This is a genomic window from Streptomyces sp. WM4235, assembly GCF_001279725.1.
GTDB lineage: Bacteria > Actinomycetota > Actinomycetes > Streptomycetales > Streptomycetaceae > Streptomyces.
On sequence record NZ_LGDE01000449.1, the window covers coordinates 1 to 14,188 of the forward strand.

Annotated in this window: 10 protein-coding genes; 5 read left to right on the plus strand and 5 right to left on the minus strand. The window is 69.9% G+C overall.

What is annotated here, in order from left to right; genetic code table 11:
- The first annotated feature begins 164 nt into the window (after nt 1–164).
- Nucleotides 165–449 (plus strand): hypothetical protein, encoded by a 285-nt coding sequence (locus ADK55_RS41090; protein WP_420713696.1) that lies wholly within the window; start codon nt 165–167, stop codon nt 447–449.
- Between the two features lie 309 nt (nt 450–758).
- Here the strand turns inward: ADK55_RS41090 and ADK55_RS31050 are convergent, their stop codons facing one another.
- The gene (locus ADK55_RS31050; protein ID WP_053683533.1) at nt 759–1,271 is read right to left on the minus strand and encodes an SRPBCC family protein; all 513 of its coding nucleotides are present in this window, start codon (nt 1,269–1,271) and stop codon (nt 759–761) included.
- Nucleotides 1,272–1,479: 208 nt separating this feature from the next.
- On the opposite strand from ADK55_RS31050, the gene ADK55_RS31055 reads away from it, so the two are divergent.
- From ADK55_RS31055 to ADK55_RS31070, 4 genes are all read left to right on the plus strand, one after another.
- A complete protein-coding gene (locus tag ADK55_RS31055) occupies nt 1,480–2,379 on the plus strand; it encodes a helix-turn-helix domain-containing protein (protein WP_053683535.1) in 900 nt (299 codons plus the stop codon).
- 280 nt (nt 2,380–2,659) lie between these two features.
- Nucleotides 2,660–3,655 (plus strand): hypothetical protein, encoded by a 996-nt coding sequence (locus ADK55_RS31060; protein ID WP_053683537.1) that lies wholly within the window; start codon nt 2,660–2,662, stop codon nt 3,653–3,655.
- Between the two features lie 253 nt (nt 3,656–3,908).
- Nucleotides 3,909–4,814, plus strand: coding sequence for an MBL fold metallo-hydrolase (locus ADK55_RS31065; RefSeq protein ID WP_053683540.1), 906 nt, complete (start codon nt 3,909–3,911; stop codon nt 4,812–4,814).
- A 168-nt stretch (nt 4,815–4,982) separates the two neighbouring features.
- Entirely contained in the window at nt 4,983–6,428 is a 1,446-nt protein-coding gene (locus ADK55_RS31070; RefSeq protein ID WP_053683541.1) for a carboxylesterase/lipase family protein, read from the plus strand.
- 1,058 nt (nt 6,429–7,486) lie between these two features.
- Here the strand turns inward: ADK55_RS31070 and ADK55_RS38900 are convergent.
- From ADK55_RS38900 to ADK55_RS31090, 4 genes are all read right to left on the minus strand, one after another.
- Nucleotides 7,487–7,783, minus strand: coding sequence for a hypothetical protein (locus ADK55_RS38900; RefSeq protein ID WP_159041608.1), 297 nt, complete (start codon nt 7,781–7,783; stop codon nt 7,487–7,489).
- A gap of 24 nt (nt 7,784–7,807) precedes the next feature.
- A complete protein-coding gene (locus tag ADK55_RS31080; protein WP_078999611.1) occupies nt 7,808–12,097 on the minus strand; it encodes a polymorphic toxin-type HINT domain-containing protein in 4,290 nt (1,429 codons plus the stop codon).
- Between the two features lie 180 nt (nt 12,098–12,277).
- Nucleotides 12,278–13,426, minus strand: a complete 1,149-nt coding sequence (locus ADK55_RS31085; RefSeq protein WP_053683545.1) for a hypothetical protein — start codon at nt 13,424–13,426, stop codon at nt 12,278–12,280.
- 126 nt (nt 13,427–13,552) lie between these two features.
- Nucleotides 13,553–14,182 carry an RICIN domain-containing protein gene (locus ADK55_RS31090; protein ID WP_053683547.1) on the minus strand — a complete coding sequence of 210 codons (630 nt, stop codon included), beginning with the start codon at nt 14,180–14,182 and terminating at the stop codon, nt 13,553–13,555.
- Between the last annotated feature and the right edge of the window lie 6 nt (nt 14,183–14,188).

Consider the following 14,188-nt stretch of genomic DNA (forward strand, 5'->3'; position numbering starts at 1 on the left):
CTACGCCAACCAGGCAGCGACCGATCAAGCGAACCTGAAACCACGTAACCCCGCCCTGACCAGCTAGTCAGCACCTCCCGCACAGCGGGGGAACCTCACTCGGCACGTTCTACGCCACACTGTGGACCGAGCCTGACGGCACCGCGCGCGAATGGATCGGCGACATCGACGAAGCCCTGCACCGCAGCGGCCTACCCACCGCGCTCGCCGAGGCCGGCACCGCCACCGACTACGACCAGGCACTGCGCGCCTCGCACCACGCCGGCGTCGACCAAATCGACGCCCAGATCGGCACCCCCGTCTTGGCCATCACCAGCCCCGACGGCACCCGACGGGCATTCTTCGGCCCCGTCCTCGACGCCACCCCCGCGCGAGCAGACGCCATCCGACTCTGGGAAGCCACCCTGCTGATGGCCGGCGTCTCGACATTCCGCGAACTCAAGGCGTGACACCCCGGCCATCGCGGTTCAGCGACACAGCCCCGGCTCAGGTGTCGACAACACTCCGCCCCGGCCCTCCACTTCGGGATTCTTGAAGCGTTCTCACTTCGTCCGACCGGTCTGCAGTCGGGTCGAAGGCGAGGAGGCTCGGGTTGGCAGCGCCGGCCTTCGTACGGGACCTGCGTGAGCACTGGGCCCCCGCGGCAACGGAGGAACCGGAGCGGTTCGAGACCGAACCGACCCTCATGGAACCTCCCACTGATCCTTGCGCCAACGGCTGTACCGCAGGTCCCCAACGTCGGCCCCCACAAGGGATCCTCAGTCCTCGGCGATCCATTGGGCGAGGGAGATCAGGGTGGCTTCGACGCTGTTCGTCATGTAGTCGCGGAGCGTGTCAAGGTCGCCGCGGGTGGTGCCCAGCACCGGGTCGAGGCGGAGGAGTTGCCAGGACTGCTCGACGACGGTTCCGCGTCCCCGGGCGTGGAAGGTCCAGCTCCACCGCACGATGCCGTCCTCGGCGCCGCCGACCACGAAGGCGAAGGCGCTGCCGGGGTCGGCTCGTACGACCTGGGAGCGGGTGGTCCATTCCCTGCCATCCTTCCGATTGCGGCCGCTGAACCAGGCGCCGACCCGAGGGCCGGCGCCCTGGTCGAACCTGACGTCGGTCGCGTTGGGGCTCCAGCGGCCGATCGCGGACACATCACTGACCAGGTCATAGACCCGGGCGGGTGCGGCATCGACCCATGCGCGCCTGGCGAAGGCGAAGGTCGATGCGTCGAGAGCCTCGAAGAGGTCGTGTTCGCTGGTGGTGGTGGTAGTGGTAGTGCTCAAGGCGTCCTCCTGGGTGTGTGCACTGAGTGCGTGCACGGGGTACGTGCACTGGGTACGTGCACTGGGTACGTGCGCTGAGTGCGTATGACGTGGGTGCCGGGTCGGCGACGCCCACGTCATCACCAGTCGTGCCGGGGAGCCAGACCCACTGGTGCCTATCCACAGCTGGGGCAGGCTGCGCGTTTCGAGTCGGCCCATACTCGGATCCATGACCGGAAAATCGCAGCTCGGGGACTTCCTGCAAGCGCGGCGCTCCCAACTGCGCCCCGAGGATGTCGGGGTGCCCACTTATGGGGAGCGCCGACGTGTACCGGGTCTTCGGCGCGAGGAGTTGGCGCTGCTGGCGGGGGTGAGCGCCTCCTACTACACCCGCCTGGAGCAAGGGCAGTCGCTGAGCGCTTCGCCCGAGGTGTTGGACGCGATCGCCGGGGCTCTGCGGCTGGACGACTCCGAGCGGCGGTACCTGCAAGACCTGGTCCGGGCAGACAGGCATCGCACGCAGCGCCGGCGGCCCGCGCCGGAGCGTGTGACGGAGGCGACGGCCCAGTTGCTGGAGGTGCTGGCGGACGTTCCCGCGATCGTGCTCGGCCTGCGCAGTGACGTGCTGGCGTGGAATCGTCTGGGGCACGCGCTGTTCGCCGGGCACCTGGACCGTGGCGCACCGGACCTGCCGGGGCAGCGCCCCAACATGGCCAGACTGGTGTTCCTCGACTGTCATACCCGCGACCTGTACGCGGACTGGCCGAGCAAGGCCAGGGCGGTGGTGGGGAACCTGCGCGTGGTGGCGGCCCAGCACCCGCAGGACACCGCGTTGCACGCGCTGCTGGGTGAACTGAGCGCCAAGAGTGCGGAGTTCTCCTCGATGTGGGCCGATCATCGGGTCAAGGAGTGCACCGTCGCCACCTACGAGATGCGGCACCCGCTGATCGGCCCACTGACCGTCATTCAGCACACCATGAACCACGGGCCGGGCCCCAACACGGTGGTCGCCACCACGGAGGCGGGCTCGCCCTCGCGGGCCGCGCTGGCCCTGCTCGCCCAAACCATCACCCAGGACACCACCGCGGCCGACCCGGCGCGGAGGGGGCGCCGGGCCGGTACTGCCTGACCTCGCTCGCGCCGCGTCACCGGGCCCTCCAGCGACAACGGCGAGCACCCGTCCCCACCCGATACGGCCGAGCGACCGGTCGCTCGGCCGGTCATTCGGCCGGTCGCTCGGCCGGTCGCTCGGCCGCGTCATTCAACCTGACACTCGACCGCGTCATTCGACCATCACCGCCGGGAGCAGTTCCGGGGGCGCATGCCGTCAAGCCGGCCCATCCACCCCATCCCACCCGACCCGTGCGTCGGCGTATCGCTGCCGCATGCCCGAAACCAGTGAAGGAACCATGTTCAAGAAGCTCTCAAGGTCCGCCGCGTCGGCCGCCGTTCTTGTCGCGGCAGCCACCGCAGCACTCGCTCCGACGTCGGCATTGGCGTCGGCTTCGGCGTCGGCTTCGGCGTCGGCCGAGTCCGCGACTCTGAGCCGCGCCCGGATCGCCGCGCATTTCGAGCTGCCCAAGGGGCAGACGCCGGAGAATCTTGCCTTGGCACCGGGCGGCGCCGCGTACGTCACCTTCGCCAAGGCCCGCCAGATAGCCGAGGTCTCCCCCAACGGCACCATCCGGATCCTCGCCACCCTGCCCAAGCCCGCCGACGGCGGTATCCACACCCCGGCCCTGGGATTCCCGCTGACCGTCGGAATCGTCCGTGCCCACGACGGCACCCTGTACTTCCTGTACGCCACCGGCACCCCCGATCTGACCGGCGTGTGGCGGCTTCGCCCCGGCGGCCAACCGCAGCGCATCGCCGCACTGCCCGCGGCCGGGCTGCCCAACGGCCTGGCCCTGGATCCGCGCACCCGCACCCTGTACGTCACGGACGCCGTGCTCGGCACCATCTGGCGCGTGCCCACCACCGGCGGCACACCCACCGCCTGGTCCACCGCGCCCGAACTGGCCCCCACCGGCTTCCTCGGTGCCAACGGCCTGAAGATCCACAACGGTGCGGTCTGGGCCACCAACCTCGACAAGGGCACCGTACTGCGCATCCCCGTCCTCCCGGACGGTCGTGCCGGCCGCGTCCGGACCAAGGCCACCGGCCTGCCGGGAATCGACGACTTCGCCTTCACCGGCCGCGGCGATCAGCTGCTGGCCGCCCTCAACGGCCCCGGCCAGGTCGCGCTCGTCCAGCCCGACGGCAGCCACTCCATCGCGCTGACCCGGGCCGACGGCCTGCAAAACCCCACGGCCATCGCCCTGCGCGGGAAATCCGTCTACGTGACGAGCGCCGCCTACGTCACGGCCCAGGACCCCAACCTGCTCCGCGCCCACCTGAACCGCTGAACGTCGCGGGCACCGAACCCGGCGAGGAGATGCACCGGCGGCCCGTTCCCGGACGACCGCGTCCTTGTCATCCGGCCGCCCCGTCGGGCCGCCCCGTCATGCCACGCCGAGTACTCGAAGACCAGTACTCGAAGACCAGTACTCGAAGACCGAGCACTCCAAGCCCGAACACTCCAACCCCAGCGCACCCGTACCCGGACCCGTACCCGTGCCCCCGCCTGATCCCAGCCCGCCCACCGAACGGAGAAGCACCATGCAGGACACCCACGAGATCACCCTGGGAGATGTCACCATCACCCGGATCGAGGAGACGCACGGGCCGATCATGCCCACGGACCAGTTCTTCCCGGACCTGCCCGAGCAGGCATGGAAGGAGCAGCGTGCCATGCTCGTGCCCGACCACCTGGGCGCCGACGACGCCATGGTCCATGCGGCGATGCAGACATGGCTGCTGCGCAGCGAGGGCAGCACGATTCTGGTCGACACCGGCGTCGGCAACGACAAGAGCCGCCCGGCCGTCGCCGCGTGGGACCACCTGCGGCTGGACTACCTCGGAAACCTCGCACGCGCCGGTGTGCGGCCCGAGGACGTCGACCTGGTGATCAACACCCACCTGCACGTCGACCACGTCGGCTGGAACACCCGCCTGGTCGACGGCGACTGGGTACCCACGTTCCCGAACGCCACGTACCTGATGCCCAAGGCCGACTTCGAGTTCTGGAACCCGGCGAACAACCCGGACATCGCCGGCGGCGTCAACGAGAACGTCTTCGAGGACAGCGTCGCCCCCGTCCACGCCGCGGGCCAGGTGCTGCTGTGGGAGGAAGGCCACACCATCGACGGCAGCCTGCGGCTGGAAGCAGCCCCCGGCCACACGCCCGGATCCAGCGTCGTCACACTGACCTCCGGCAGCGACCGGGCCCTGTTCGCGGGCGACCTGATGCACACCCCCTTGCAGGTCACGCATCCCGACCACAACAGCTGCTTCTGCGAGGACCCGGCCCAGTCCCGCAGCACCCGCCGCCGGCTCCTCGGCTGGGCCGCTGACACGGGCGCCCTCGTCCTACCCGCCCACTTCAGCGGCCACAGCGCCCTGGAGGTCGAGCACCAGGGAAGCGGATTCGCGATCAAGAAGTGGGCGCCGATCACCCGGTACTGACCACGATTCCAGCCCGCCGCCGCTCCGGCCACCCCGGAGCGTCGGCACCACCCACATGAGCAGCCGGCAGCCGGCAACCGACGTCCGACAATCAGCAGCCGGCAAACAGGAACCGGCAACCAACAACCAGCAACCAGCAACCAGCAACCAGCAACCAGGAGATCAGAGATGGCACCCCCAGATCCCGCCACCGTCACCACCACCTCAGGCCCTGTCCGCGGTCGCCGCCACGAACACGGGACCGTCTTCCTCGATGTGGCCTACGCCGCACCGCCCGTCGGCCGCGAGCGGTTCGCCGCGCCGACCCCGCACCAACGGTGGACGGGCATCCGTGACACCACGCGGCCGGGACCGACCGCGCCCCAGCCCGCACGGGACTCCTTCGGCACCCTCGACATGTCGCCCTACTTCGGCCCTGGTTGGCAGCGGGGTGACGACTACCTCACCGTCAACATCTGGGCCCCGCGGCCGGAGGGGACGCCCCGGCCGGTAATGGTGTTCGTGCACGGCGGAGGGTTCGTCGCGGGCTCCAACCGTGCGCCGCTCTACGACGGCACGGCCTTCGCCCGCGACGGCGTCGTGCTGATCACCGTCAACTACCGCCTGGGCATCCCCGGCTTCCTGCACCTGCCCGACGCCCCGGACAACCGCGGCATGCTCGACGTCCAGGCCGCCCTGCACTGGATCCGTGAGAACGCCGCCGGCTTCGGCGGCGACCCCGAGAACGTCACGCTCTTCGGCCAGTCCGCCGGAGCCACCATCGTCGGCGGCGTCCTCGCCGACCCGGCCTCGGCAGGCCTGTTCCGACGGGCGATCATCCAGAGCGGCAGCGGCACCAGCGCGTTCACCCCCGACCAGGCCGGCATCGTCACCGCGGCGGTCGGACGCGGGCTGGACCTCGAACCCACGGCCAAGGCCCTGGCCGACGTACCCGACGAGCACCTCGTCACCGTCACGGCCGGCCTGACCGGCTTGGACCTGCGCACCTCCACCCACCACGACCCGCTCGGCGGGATCTCCTCCTTCAGCCTGGTCGGCGAGCACCAACCGGCCACCGCGGTCGCCGCCGGCCAGGGAGGCGAGATCGACCTCCTGATCGGCGCCAATCGCGACGAGGGCGCCCTCTACCTGGCCCCGTCGGGACTTCTCGCGAGCACCACCGATGCCGATGTCCGGGACACCGCGGCAAAGTTCCACCGGGACCCCGACGAAGCCGTCCGTACCTACCGAACACGGCACCCCGCCGCCTCAGCCGCCGATCTGCGCACCGCCATCCTCGGCGACGGGCTGTTCACGGACGGCACCCGGCAGATGGCCGCCGCACACGCGAGCGCCACGACCGGACGGACGTACCTCTACGAATTCGCCTGGCGCTCCGACGCGATCGACGGACAACTGGGCGCCTGCCATGTCATGGAGCTGCCGTTCGTCTTCGACCGCCTGTCCCTGCCATCGCTGCACGGCCCACGAGGACTTCTCGGCAACGCCGAACCGCCCGCCCCACTCGCCACTCTCATGCACCACTCGTGGATACGGTTCGCCGAGACCGGCGATCCCGGCTGGCCCGTCCACGAACCGACCGGGCCCCACATCCAGCACCTTGGCGCCGCCTGACCACCAACCGCCAACGGCTGGCAACGGCGCCGCGCGCCGGCGTGCCGACGGTCCGTCGGGCGGCGCACGCGATGACACCCGAGGAGCCTCGTGCACTGCGCCTCAAGCCCGAGGCGCCATCCCCGCGGCTGCGGGGAGCAGGGTGTCGAGCTGCGAGGGTCCGATGAGGACGCCGCAGTCTCGCGGTTGAAGAAGTCACCAGATCCTGATCTCGACCCCGTTCGAGTCCCAGGCTCGGATGTCGCCACCCATGGGGCTGTGGATAACCGCGTGATCCGACTCCAACGAAATCTCCCCCATTTCACCTATCCATTCCACGACGATGTGATCGCCAGCCGGAATCGCGAACTCTTCCGCTACGGGCTCGAGCATAAGGAAGTTGCCGCTGCGCCATAACACGCAAGGGCCCCACCGAGTGCGACTCGGTGGGGCCCCTGTCTCCGGCTCTGCTAGAGAGCAAGAAATCCAATCAGGCTAACCTGGCGAGCCAAGCCACCGTGTCCTCGTTTTCAGCGGCTGACTGGTAGGGCTTACCGAGGCTCAGGCGGGCAATATCGCGGAGAGACTGAACACGACGAGGGTTAGGGAGGACAGCAGTCCCGATACTGTCCTGCCATACCGTGCCTTGTACGAAGACAGATCCGTCGAGAGCAGACATGACGAACGCGGGACAGCCATATGGGCTCCCTGTGATACCGGCCGCACAGCCTGCACCCATGATGTCCCAACCATCCGTAAGTTCGACAAGCCCCCAGACTCCCTCAACATCCGTGTCATCAGCCGCATCGGGGTGCGGCACGCTGATGGAGAGCAGGAACTGACGGTCGGCGGAGAACAATCCGAATTCCGTTGCCAATTCGAACCAATCGGCGCTTGCCTTGGGAACTCGAGCGGGGTCATCAAATGCGGCAGTCCGATCCCGGCGGCCTTCGTCAGTACTGCAGGACGTAACCATCCCCGCAACATAGGGAGGGATTCCCATTTCGCGTCTGACGGGGCAGGGTCTTTCGTGAGAGAGGAGATGCCCTGGTGGATATTTCCAGCAGGGCATCTCGCCTTCAGTCGATCAGGAGATCGGCAAATCCCCTATCCGCCATTGCTGACACTGCGCGACGTATTTCATCGCGAGCAACTCGTCGAACTACAATTACATTCCTGGCCGAGAAGTATCCCATTCGATCGATGTCGATGGCAACGGCCTGTGGCAGTCGATTTTCGTCGAAAAACGACAGCGTCCAGCTTTTACCACTCCATGAAATCCGGACGCCGTCAATCCAACCTTTATTCTCGATCTCAGACCAGTCGAATTCATCGAGGCCCTCCGGAAAAACTATCTGATACTTCGACTTGAACACCTCCTACGTAACGTCGGACATCGCTCAGGGGCAACCGGCAACTGGGCGGACCGCTCCAAGCTTGCCCTGAAACTCGTCCGGCGTCATGTTGACGCCCGGCTTAACCGCCAGTTCATAGTGCCCGGGCTTGCCCACCTGAACAATCTCCAGTCCGTTCGGAATGCTGGAGGCATCGACCGGAACGCCAACTCGACCAAACTTCCCCAGCGAGTCGGGTTGCGTCGTAAGTGATATGCCGCGCCCGGGAATAACAAACCCGGTCACCTTGTCAACCTTGAAGTCGGTACCCAATCTCCCTGCGAATGAGAGCTGCTCGCCTGACTTCACCCCGCGATAGAAGACAACTCCGGATACATCACCGTCATTGTGCACCAGGACCGGCGTTTCCCCGGCGAGTACATAGTAGGTGTGGAGGTCGTCGACTGTGAGGTTGTGGACGCGCATTCGTTCGGTCCATGCGCGGATGCCGATGAGTTCCTTGAGTTCGCCTTCGGGTGTGCGCAGTCGGTCGCCGGTCTTGAGGTCTGCGGCGTTCACCCAGGTGTGCCGGTTTTCGACCCAGAAGGGGTGGATGTCGGTGGCGGTGATGGTGCCTGTGGCTTGGCCGGCTGCGCCGTCGGTGTCGACGGCGAGTTCGCGCAGGTTCTTGTCGCCTTCGCCGGTGATCAGGTGGGTGACGGCGCGGGCTGCGGTCTTGCCGGTTTCGGGGTCGGTGGCCAGGACTTGCTCGCCGACCCGGATGTCCTGGATCGGCTTGTTGGTGCCGTCGGCCATGCGGACCGGAGTGCCGGGCGCGAAGCTGTGTTTCTTGCCGGGCACGCACGGCGGGTTCTTCTTGCGGAGCTTTTCGAGGACTTCCTCGCCCTTGGCCAACAGCTTCTTGGCTTCGGCGGATTTGTCGAGGAAGTCGTTGAGGCCGGTGACGATGCTCTTGAGGGCTTTGGCGATCGCCGGCATTTCCTTGATGATCTTCAGCGCCTTGCCCCAGGGGAGGGCGCCGACCGCGGCCCAGAAGCAGTCCTCGAAGTTGGGTTTTTCGAAGCACTTCTCGATGTCTTCGAAGAGGAGGTCGACGATGATCTGACCGCCGTTCTCGACGAGGAAGTCGAGGAAGTTCTTCTTGTCCAGTTGGCGGGCCATCGCCCACTGTTCCGGCGTGATGCCGGCCGCCTTCAGCGCCGCGATCTCCTCGTCGGTCAGCTTCGGGTGCTGGTCGCCGCCCTCCTTGACCTCCTTGACCTCCTTGGCCGCCGCTTCGCGGGCCTTGCGCTGCTGCTCGAGCTCGTACTCCTCGGCCTTCTTCGCCGCCTCGTCCGCTTCTCTGGCGTACGTGTTGGCGTTCTTGGCCGCGGCTTCGGCGGACTTGGCGTGGCCGTCGGCGGACTCCGCGAACTTGTTGGCGTCCGCGGCGTCCTTCTCCGCCTGGGCGGCGGCGCCCTGGGCGACGCCGGCCTCGTGCTCGGCCAGGTTGGCGGCGCTGTTCGCGGCGACCGCGTGGTTGTCGGCCTCGGCGGCGGCGCCTCGGGCGCGGGAGGCTTCCGCCTCCGCCTGGTTGGCGGCGTTGCGGGCGGCCGTCGCGTCCGCGAAGGCCCTGTTGGCGGCCTCGCGGGCGAGTTTGGCGTCGGCCTGGGCCTGGGCATCGGCCTGGTTGGCGCGCGCGGCCGCCGTGCGGGCCTTGGCGCCGTCCTCGGCGGCCTGCGCAGCCGACCTCATGGCCGCGGCGGCGGAACGCGCGGCGTTCGCGGACGAACGCGCCGCGTCCGCGGCGGCCTTGAAGGCCGGAGCGACCTGAACGTTGGCCCCCTTGGCCGCGGTTTCGGCGGCTTCGGCGGCCTTGACCGCCTCCGCGGCCTTCGCCTCGGCCGCGGTGACCTGCTCGGCGCCCATCTGCTCCGCGGCGGCGGCGACCTCGGCGGCGAAGTCGGCGTCGACGTCCTTCCCGGCGAACGGCGCGGTCAGTGTGATCGCGGTGTTCGCGGGGTCGGCGATGCCGGCGGCGGTGCTGCGTGCCGCGTCGGACGCCTTGACGGCGATGGTCGACTGGAGGCGTGCCATGGCCGCCTCGCGGACGGCTCCCTGTGCCTCATCCTTGGTGCGGTTCGCGGCCTGGTAGGAGTTGTTCGCCGCCATGGCGGCGAGTCCGGCGAGTCGGCCGGCCTCGTGCGCGGCGATGCCGGCGCGGGCCTCCTGGGCCGTGGCTTCCGCGGCCTTCTGGTTGGCGCGCTGGGCCGCGGCGTGCGTGGCTGCGGCTTGCGCCTCGGCCTTGTTGGCCGCGGCATTCGCTGCGAACGCTGCGGCTTCGGCCTTGTTGGCCGCCGCGTTGGCCCGCGCGGCGTGTGCGGTGGCCTCGGCCGCCGCGGCCCGCGCCCGGGCGGCCGCGCCGGCGGCCTCGGTCGCCGCGGAGCGGGAGCGGATGGCCGCACCGCTCGCGGTGTCGGCGGCGCCGCGGGCCTCACCGGCCGCCGTTCCGGCGGTGTCGGCGTCGGCGCGTGCCGCGTTTGCGGCGGCCCGGGCTTCGGCGGCGTGGATCGTGCCGCGGCCGGAGGCGGCCATCGACTCGGTGGCCCGGGCACGGGATTCCTGCGCCTGGTGTCGCTGTTCGGCCGTGCGCGCGGCGTCACGGGCGTTGCGGGCGTTGGTCTCCTCCGCCCGCGCCTGGCGGTCCGACTCGGCGGCGATGCCGTCCTGGCGGGCGGCGTCCGCCCGCGCGGACGCGGCCGTCGCGGCGGCCGCCTGTGCCTGCGCACGGGCGGCGGACGCCGTACGGGCCTCGGCCTCGGCGCGCGCACGGGCCGCCGCGGCGATGTCCCGCTCGTGCTCGGCCCGGGCCCGGGCCGCCGCGGCGAGGTCGCGCTCACGCTCGGCGATCTTGCGTTGCTCGGCCGCGATCACCGCCTGACGCTCCGCCTCGATGCGGTTCTCGCGGGTCTTGCGGGCGTGCTCCCACGCCTCGCGTTCAGCCTGCTCGGCCGCCACGCGCGCGTCCTTGGCGCGCTCCGCGGCACTCGCGGCGATCTTCGCCTGCTTGTCCGCGGCCTCGGCCATCCGGGCCCCGGCCCGGGCGTGCTCCTCGGCGTTCGCCCGCCACAACTTGGCCTGTTGCTCGCTCAGTTCGGCCTGGTTCTTGGCGTTCAGGCCGGCCGCGGTGGCGGCGGTGGCGTCCACCGCGTGCTGAGCCGTCTGGCCGGCCTTCCACGCGGCGTCCGCCGCGGCGGCGATGCCCGAGGCGACCTCGGACCACTGGACGCCGTGCTCCAGGCCGGTCTGCACCAGGACATCGGCTTGTATCTTGGCCCGGGCGGCCGCGACCTGCGCCGCCCTGGCGGCGTCCTGGGCGTACCCGACCTGACGCGCGACCTCGGCCTTGACCTTGTCGTAGTTCGACAGACGCTTGCCCGCCCGGTCGGCCGCCAGCATCCGGTCCGCCTCGCGGGAGGCGGAGGCCGCCGACGACATGGCGTTGGAAGCGTCTTCCAGCGCCCTGACGGCGTCGCCGTGTACGGCGATCAGCTTGGTACGGGCCTCGGCGGCGACAGCGGCTCTGTGGGCGAGATCCCGCAGCTTCTCCGCGGCCTCCGTGGCGTCCTTCAGCGCTTTCAGGTGTGCGGCCTGGTTGTCGGCGTCCTGCTTCGACGCGGCCTGGTAGCCCTTCTCCAGGAATTCCGTGATCGCCGCGTCGGTGCCCGCGTCCAGCGCGGCCTGCGCGGCCACCTTCACCGCGGGGCCACCCACCGACGCCAGCATCTGGACGCGCTTGCGCAGCTCCTCCGCGCGCTTGGTCGTGTTCTGCTTCTGCGCCTCGTCACGCTGCTTGGCGATCTCGGCGCCGAAGGCCAGGAAGTCGGCGCGGTCCTGCGGCGTGCCCTTCAGCACCCGCTCGACCTCGGTGTTGAAGAACGGGCCACCGGTGCCGCGCAGCGCCTCGATCTTCCGGCGGTTCTCGACGTCGGCGCCGGCCCGCTTGTCCTTGGCACGTTGGCGGGCCTCGGCCACACCATGCTGCAGGAAATCGCGGATCGCGTTCGGGTCGGAGCTGGCGAGGGCCTTCTTGGCGGCCTCGCGGACCTCTTCGTCCTCGTCGAACTCGACGAAGTCCTCGACGAGTTGACGGTCCCGCTCGTCGCTCATCCGGTCGAGTTGCGACTTTCCGACGGCCGACGGCGCGGCGGCGTCCTTCGGCTTCAGCGCTGCCACCAGCTGGTCCAGCGACTGCACCGTCCGCGTCAGCGACGGCTTCTCATCGCGTCCGGCGGTCGCGGCAGCGGCCTCACCGGTGACGGTGCCCAGCACCGCCAAGGCGACCGCTATGGACACGCCTCTTCGTACGTTCGCGGCCACGCCGAGGCGTGGCCTTCCGGCCCTGGGCCGGAAACTTCCCCACACGGGAAAACCCCCTAGACGAATGAATCAGGAAATTGCCCACCCTGGTCAGGGGCGGGATGGTCGAATGCCGTGCGGCCGGTCCCGGTCACGAGCCGGCCGCACGATGTCGGGTCAGTCGCGGGTGCGGTTTTCGCCGTCCTGGGCGCGGTCGTGCATGGCCTGCCAGAACGCCGCGGCCTCCTGTGCCCGGGCCTGTTCGCCGGCCCAGGCTTTCTGGTTGGTCTCGGCGGTGGCCGAGATCGTCTTCCAGATTTCCTGCGCCGGCTCCCGGGACAGTGCGACGACGGCCTGCCAGTTCTCCGCCTGGGCGGTCGCGGCGGCCTGCTCCGCCAGCCACGCGCGCCGCGCCGCATCGGAGTGCTCGGACACCGCCTTCCAGGCCCGCCTCGCCTCGGCGCGGGCCTTGGCCGCGTCCACCGCGCCCCGCACGGCCGCCTCGGCGTCCGTGGCCTCCTTGATCAGGCGCGTCAATCCGTAGTGTCGGACCGCGTCCGCGTCGGCGACCCGAGTCCGATAGGCCTCCAGGTCCAACGCGGCGCCGGTCGCCCAGCCGTAGCCGAAGAACTCCGCCACGTCCGTGTCCGCGGCGCCCGGCCGCAACGCCCACCGCGCCGCGACCCGTACCTGCTCGCCCGCATCCTGATCGGCCCGGTCGCGTACGAAGTCCCTTTCCTTGGCGGTGACTTCCATCCGCTGCCGTTCCCCGGACTCGCGCGCCGCCCGGTCGAGTTGCTGTGCCTGCGCGTATCCCGTCGTCACGAACGCCGCCTGCTCGGCGGCGCTGCCCTTCAGTGCCCGCGTCGCGGCCGCCCGCACCTCTGGGGAGAATCCCGCCGTGTGCGTGGCGGCCACCCGCTCGCAGAACGCCTTGTTACGGGCACGGGTCTCCCGCGCCCGCTGCTTCGCGTAGTCGAAGCCGGCACCGGGTGCGAACCACTCCAGGAGTGCCTCGTCGCCGCGGGAGCTGCGCAGCGCGTTCCACGCCGACGTGCGCACCTCGGCGGCCGGGTGCGTCTTCGCCATCGACGTCACCTGTCGCCGCGCCTCCTCGATGGCGGCGGCCAGCTCGGGGGAGAGCGCCTGCCCGTCCGCGCCGACCGGCACCGTGAAGGCGGAGGGCTCGCCGGTGACGACGGCCGACGGCGCGGCGACCGTTCCGGCGCGGGCATCGGCCCACGCGGGCCCCATGCCCCCGATCGCGATCCCGCAGGCCAACAGACCGATGCCCAGCGCCCGCGTGCCCCACCACTGACGACTCAACTCAGACCCCCCTTGGGAAAACAAGAATCGTGTTCAACGTGTTAAACGGTGGAGGGGCAGGGCTACACAGCCTGCCCAGCCCCTCCACAACGCTCGGTGGACGCGCTTACGCGCCCGAGCGGCGACTCACTTGACCTGCTGGACCTGCCACAGTTGGGCTGCCGTGCGGTTGCACGTGTACAGCTGTGTGTTGGCGCCGTCGTCCTTCTTTCCGCCGGCGACCTCCAGGCACATGCCGTCGGCGTGGGCAGGCTGCAGCTCGTACAGCTTGCGGACGGGGTCGATCAGCATCAGCTGCCAGCGCTGATGCTCCTCGCCCACGCACGCCCACTGCTGGATGACGGAGCCGGACTTGGTACCGGCGTTCTCCACTTCGAGGCACTTGCCGCTCAGGACGGAGCGCAGTTCGAAGCTCCCGCCCGCCGTGGCGACGGCGGTCCACTGCTGGGCGGTGGTGCCGCCGCAGGTGTGCTGCTGGACGTGGATGCCGTTGGTGGTCTTGCCGGCTTCGATGTCCAGGCACTTGCCGCTGTGGGATGCCGTGAGCTGGATGACCGTCTGAGGCATGCCGGCGCGGGACCTGGCCTCCTGCGCCGCGGCGGCCGCGTTGAGGGCTGCCTCGCGCGCCGCCGCGGCGGCGTCGCCCGAGGTGGTGCGGCCGTCGATGCTTCCTTCGGCATGCACGGCGGTGGCCGTGCCGGCGAGTACGGCGACGGTGGCGCTCACGGCCAGGGCGGCCCGGATGATCCGAGACATGATGGG